This window comes from Candidatus Omnitrophota bacterium (assembly GCA_016929445.1).
GTDB lineage: Bacteria > Omnitrophota > Gorgyraeia > JAFGIU01 > JAFGIU01 > JAFGIU01.
In genome coordinates this window covers 1-5,279 of record JAFGIU010000098.1, presented here as the reverse complement: position 1 = coordinate 5,279, position 5,279 = coordinate 1, and the positions used below count along the sequence as shown (strand labels likewise).

Genomic DNA, 5,279 nt, shown 5'->3' with positions numbered 1-5,279 from the left:
CGATCCCATTACCCACCAACGTGTTGTGTGAGGTCCGTCCCCGTTGCGGCTTCCTGAGAAGAGAGGCCGGAGCAGCAGGCTGAGGGCTGGATCGCGTACAATGTCTCAATGAAAACGATAGTAAAGATTTGCCCGCGTGATTGGCTGGCCTTGTTGGGGTGGGTGGGGCTTTCCTTGAGCGCAGGGGTTGCCGGTTCTCAGTTTGAGCCCGGCCTTTGGTATGAACTTTTGCGGAAGCCTTTCTGGACGCCGCCTAGTGTGGTTTTCCCGCTGGTATGGTCTGTGCTGTATGTTCTGATGGGCCTCGCGGTTTGGCGCCTTTGGCGTACCCCCCGAAGCAAGGACCGGCAGCTTGGGCTCGGTCTTTTTCTTGCGCAGTTGGTTTTGAACGCAATGTGGTCTTGGCTTTTCTTTGGCGAACATGCCATCAGCCTGGCCCTTATTGAAATTGTCCTGTTACAGCTCAGCATTTTGGCTTGTGTGATTGTATTCTGTCGCACAGAGCTTGTTGCGGGGCTCTTGATGTTGCCATATCTTTTGTGGGTAAGTTTTGCAGTTATTCTAAATGGAGGTTTTTGGTGGCTAAACAGAACTGGTTGAGAGGTTCGTAAGACGCGCCTCTTTCCCAAAAGATCACAAGCAAGTTGGAGCAGATCCTGCCCGGAGATTATGGGCTTCGGCATCCGTTCTCCCAATCCCCGACTCCTAACCCAAGGATATTCAACAGCTTATTGTGTTTCCTCGGGTGGTTGCCAAGGTAGGTCTATTCCGTATATATTTTCCCTGCGCAAAGGATGAAAATAGACAGATAAAATGAGGCTAATTGGGAGAGGTCATATCATGGTTCGGCGACTTGTTATCTATCTAATCAAACCCTCTAAGTATGACGACGAGGGCTATGTTATCCGCCACTGGCGGGGCGTATTGCCCAGCAACACGCTGGCCTGCCTGAACGGATTGACGGAGGATGTCCGGGATCGCCGGGTGCTGGGGGACAAGCTGCAGTGGCAGATCATTACCTTGGACGAAAGTGTGCAAAGGGTAAACATCCCCGCAATCCTGCGGACCAGCCGCCGCGTGCGCACCAAAGCAATTGTATGTTTGGTAGGCGTGCAGACAAACCAGTTTCCTCGCGCCTCTGATTTGGCATTGGAGTTGCGCAGCGCCGGTGTTGATGTCTTGATCGGCGGGTTCCACGTGAGTGGTTCTATTGCGATGCTGCCGGGTGTGGCTCCTGAAATCCAAAGATTGATCGATGCGGGGGTCACAGTGGTGGCAGGTGAGATTGAAGGGCGATGGGGAACAATCTTGCGTGATGTCCTCGATGGAAGCCGCAAGCCTGTCTACAATTTCCTGGGTGCCAAGCCTGATTTGAGTGCTGCTCCCTGTCCGGACTTTAGCCGGCGCAGCAATAAGCATTATGTCTCCCCGAGGTTCGGGACCCTGGACTGCGGACGGGGTTGTCCTTTTGAATGCTCGTTTTGTACGGTGGTCAATGTGCAGGGGCGCAAGATGCGTTTTCGGGACGTGAGCCGGTTGGTGGCTTGGATCCGTGCTAATTACAGGGAAAAGGGCATCTCCTATTATTTCTTCACGGATGACAATTTCTGCAGGAACAAATACTGGGAGGAAATCCTGGATGCTCTTATCCGGCTTCGCGTGGAAGAAAAAATGTACATTGCATTCATGATGCAGGTGGATGCCCGTTCACATAAACTGCCGGACTTTGTGACTAAGGCGAAGAAGGCAGGTTGTTCCCAGGTATTTATCGGGCTGGAAAGTCTGAACTCCCAGAACTTGGAAGGAGCGGGAAAACGGCAAAACCAAGTGGGTGAATTCAGGGAAATGATCGAATCTTACCGCCGGGAGGGGATCTCGACTCATGTCGCCTATATTATCGGATTCCCGTTTGATACGGCCGAGTCAGTGCACCGGGATGTGGAACAGCTCAAACTTGAGGTGCGGGCCGAACAAGCTTCTTTCTTTATGCTTACTCCGCTGCCGGGCTCTGAAGATCATTTGAATCTGCTGAATCGCGGCGTTTCCGTGGACTCTGACCTGAACCGCTATGATACTTTTCACGCAACCACTGAACATCCGCTTATGACAAAGGAAGAATGGACGCAGAGTTACAAGGATGCTTGGAGCTCTTTTTACAGTCTTGAAAACATGAGCGCTATTCTGCGAAGAGTGCGTCCCGAAAGCTATTGGGGGGTCTTTGGTAATTTTGTTTGGTACAAGAACGCAACGATGGTCGAGGGAGGGCACCCCATGATCAACGGGTTCTTTAGGCTAAAGAACCGGCTTGAGCGCCGGCCCGGGTTCCCTGTCGAGACTCGTTGGCTTTACCTGAAGCGCCGGATTCGAGACATTCTTCGTTACCCGAAGCTGTGGGCAACGCTTGCGTTGGAGATGCAGGAACTATGGCTTCAGACGCGCAGGCGTTCGAAACTCGAAGAATTGATTGTTGAAGAGCTTGAAAAGCAATACGGACGTGCGAGGCAGTGGCGACAGTTGCAATTGACGGAGCTGCAGCTTTTGTACCGGCGCGCGCTGGTTCGCTTGGGGAGAGCTTCTGGGGACACAACAGTGCGGACACGCCTAAGGGTGCCGTCCCGTGGATTGCTCTGGTTAAGGCAAAGGAACATCTTCTGTAACTCATTGACCTACTCCCGTCATGCTTTTCGTCAGTTCCGGCAGGATACGTGGCATGCTTTGAGCAGGGGACGATTGCACCGGGTTGACTTGAGCAAGCTGGTGTTTGATCTACTTCTGGAAAGTTGGTTGTTCCTGGCCTTCTTGTGCGCATTCTTTAAGCACACTCTAGTCCATTTCTTCGGAGGAATTCCCGGTTCTGTGAAGTAGAGGAAAGGAAAGGCTCTGTATGCCTGGCCCGGGTAAAGCATATACTAGCTTCGGAGAAGAGTAATGCCATGCCAAGATGCTGACTCGAGTCCGCCCGTCCGTGAGGAGCTCCAGAAGCTGGAGTCACTGAACACAATGGTTGTGGCCCTTGATACCGAGGGCCGCATTATTTTTGTCAACCGGAAGCTCCGCGATTTCCTCGGCTTTGAATGTGAGGAATTGGTGGGCAAGAACTGGTTCGCGACTTGTTTGCCCCAAAAGCAGAGAAAGACAGTTGAACTGGTTTTTAGAGGGGTAATGGCCGGCGATATGGATTTGGTCGAGTTTTATGAGAATCCCGTGTTGACCAAGGACGGTCAAGAGAAGTTGATTGCGTGGAATAACAACTTGCTGCGGGATAGTCCCGGCGTGATTGTGGGGACCATAAGTTCAGGAAAGGAAATTGTCTAAAAGCGAGGCACAATGAAGATTATAGCTCACCGCGGTGCGAGCGCAGAACTGCCAGAAAATACTCTGGAGGCTTTTGACCGAGCCCTGGAAATTGGTGTGGATGGAATTGAACTGGACGTGCTGTTGAGCAAGGACGGCCGGATGGTTGTCCGGCATGACGATCTGATCGAGGTCAATGGCCAATGGCATTATGTGAATGAACTGACGCTTCAGCAGTTGCAGCAGATTGATCTGCGAGACGGGGCGCGAATTCCTTCGTTGGAGGAAGTCCTGGACCGCTTCCATGGCCGCGTCCCTCTGACTCTGGACCTTAAAGCCTTGGGGGTTACAGAGGTTCTTGTCCCTGTGCTTGAGTCCCGAAAGGCCGGCCCTGAAATCCATGTGACTTCATTTCTCCATGGCGAGATTGTCCAGATGGCTGAGCAGTATCCGGCTGTGATGCGATCCATCGTGTTGGCTGCAGTGCCCATTCGCTTCCGGGAACTCTTCGAAGACACCCAGACCAAGCAGGTCAGCCTTTTCCGCGGGTATGTGAGCCGGGAGGGCCTGGCCGGCCTGCAAAAACACGGCGTCTCCATCTGGATCTATCCGGTTAATATGCCTCGTGAGGCCCAAACCTTTGCCGGTTGGGGCGTGGATGCGATTTTTACGGATGATCCGGCCGGCATGAAGCAATTCCTGATCACTCCTTAAAGAATTCCTCCAACTGCATAAAGACTCTGTGGTCCGCAGCGTGGTGCGAGACTTGAAGCACATCTTCGAGTTTGAGCATCTGCTGGACCATTTGCTCCAACCGGCTGTCTTCGTTGACCATCAGCCAGATGCGGCTTTGCGCTCCATTGCCGATGGGCATACAGAGAATGCCTTCCACGTTGTAGGCGCGGCGGGAAAAGAGTCCGACCACATGAGACATGACGCCCGGGTGGTTGTTGACTGTGATTTCCAATACCGTGTGAGTAAGGTTCTTGGAGTCAGATTTAAGCGGGCACATTGGCTTCACCTCCGATCATGTCCTTATTTGCGGCGCCCGGCGGCACCATAGGGTACACCTTCTCCTCCACATCAATGGGCACGTGAATCAAACAGGGACCCTTCTCGTACAGTGCCTGGGCCAGAGTCTTGTGGGGTGACTCGGCCTTGCCCAGGTCATAAGCCTTGACCCCAAAGCCTTCGGCAATGCGCACATAATCCACGTGTTGCTTGTAATCCACGGCAAAGAGACGCTGGCCGTAGAACATGTCCTGCTGCTGGTGCACCAATCCCAGGGAGTTGTTGTTCATCAGGATAATCTTCACGTTGGTGTTTTCTTCGGCGGCTGTGGCGAGCTCCTGGATGTTCATCAAGAAACTGCCGTCTCCGCTGAAGCACACAACCGTGCGGTCCGGTTTGGCCAAGGCTGCCCCGATAGCAGTGGGAAACCCAAAACCCATGGTGCCCAATCCTCCGGAAGTCAGCCATTGGCGTTCGCGTCGCAGAGGGTACACTTGAGCCGCCCACATCTGGTGCTGCCCCACATCGGTGGCAATGATAGCCTCGTCGTCCAGAAGCTCCGCCACATGCAACAAGATGCCGTAAGGGCTCAAGGGGTTTTTTGCTCCCGGAATCTGCAAAGGGAATTGCTCCTTGAGTTCTTGAACACGTGTGAGCCAGGCCCGCCGGTCCTGCTTTTGGATTTGCGGCAACATTGCTTTCAAGACCTGGCCCACGTCCCCGGTAATGCCCACATGCGCTGTCTTGATTTTGTCCAGTTCGCTGGGATCGATATCTATGTGTATGATCTGCGCCTGCGGGCAGAAGGCCTCCACTTTGCCGGTGGCGCGGTCGTCAAAGCGCACGCCTGCCGCAATCAGGAGATCACACTCTTCCAGCACGTAGTTGGTGTAAAGTGCCGCATGCATCCCGAGCATTCCCAAAGACAGGGGATGATCCACCGGCATCGCGCCCAGGCCCATCAGAGTCATAGT

Annotated in this window: 6 protein-coding genes; 4 read left to right on the top strand and 2 right to left on the bottom strand. The window is 53.5% G+C overall.

What is annotated here, in order from left to right; all coding sequences use genetic code 11:
• The first annotated feature begins 108 nt into the window (after nt 1-108).
• The 4 genes from JW937_07780 (at nt 109) to JW937_07765 (ending at nt 4,008) form a co-directional block, all read left to right on the top strand.
• Nucleotides 109-600, top strand: coding sequence for a tryptophan-rich sensory protein (locus JW937_07780; protein ID MBN1587314.1), 492 nt, complete (start codon nt 109-111; stop codon nt 598-600).
• A 240-nt stretch (nt 601-840) separates the two neighbouring features.
• On the top strand, nt 841-2,865 hold the full coding sequence (locus JW937_07775; protein MBN1587313.1) for a radical SAM protein: 2,025 nt from the start codon (nt 841-843) through the stop codon (nt 2,863-2,865).
• Nucleotides 2,866-2,928: 63 nt separating this feature from the next.
• Nucleotides 2,929-3,315, top strand: a complete 387-nt coding sequence (locus tag JW937_07770; GenBank protein ID MBN1587312.1) for a PAS domain-containing protein — start codon at nt 2,929-2,931, stop codon at nt 3,313-3,315.
• Nucleotides 3,316-3,327: 12 nt separating this feature from the next.
• Nucleotides 3,328-4,008, top strand: coding sequence for a glycerophosphodiester phosphodiesterase (locus JW937_07765; GenBank protein ID MBN1587311.1), 681 nt, complete (start codon nt 3,328-3,330; stop codon nt 4,006-4,008).
• Here JW937_07765 and ilvN read toward each other — a convergent pair.
• Nucleotides 3,998-4,306, bottom strand: a complete 309-nt coding sequence (gene ilvN, locus JW937_07760) for an acetolactate synthase small subunit (GenBank protein ID MBN1587310.1) — start codon at nt 4,304-4,306, stop codon at nt 3,998-4,000. The two genes, JW937_07765 and ilvN, sit on opposite strands and share 11 nt — an antisense overlap.
• Nucleotides 4,293-5,279: acetolactate synthase large subunit (locus tag JW937_07755; GenBank protein MBN1587309.1), on the bottom strand; the 987-nt coding region annotated here is incomplete at its 5' end. The genes JW937_07755 and ilvN, both read right to left, overlap by 14 nt.

What these genes read in the sequence shown, in the direction of transcription:
- JW937_07770 (MBN1587312.1), top strand. Translation starts at nt 2,929, where the DNA reads ATGCCATGCCAAGATGCTGACTCGAGTCCGCCCGTCCGTGAGGAGCTC.
- JW937_07775 (MBN1587313.1), top strand. Translation starts at nt 841, where the DNA reads ATGGTTCGGCGACTTGTTATCTATCTAATCAAACCCTCTAAGTATGAC.
- JW937_07765 (MBN1587311.1), top strand. Translation starts at nt 3,328, where the DNA reads ATGAAGATTATAGCTCACCGCGGTGCGAGCGCAGAACTGCCAGAAAAT.
- ilvN (MBN1587310.1), bottom strand. Translation starts at nt 4,306, where the DNA reads ATGTGCCCGCTTAAATCTGACTCCAAGAACCTTACTCACACGGTATTG.
- JW937_07780 (MBN1587314.1), top strand. Translation starts at nt 109, where the DNA reads ATGAAAACGATAGTAAAGATTTGCCCGCGTGATTGGCTGGCCTTGTTG.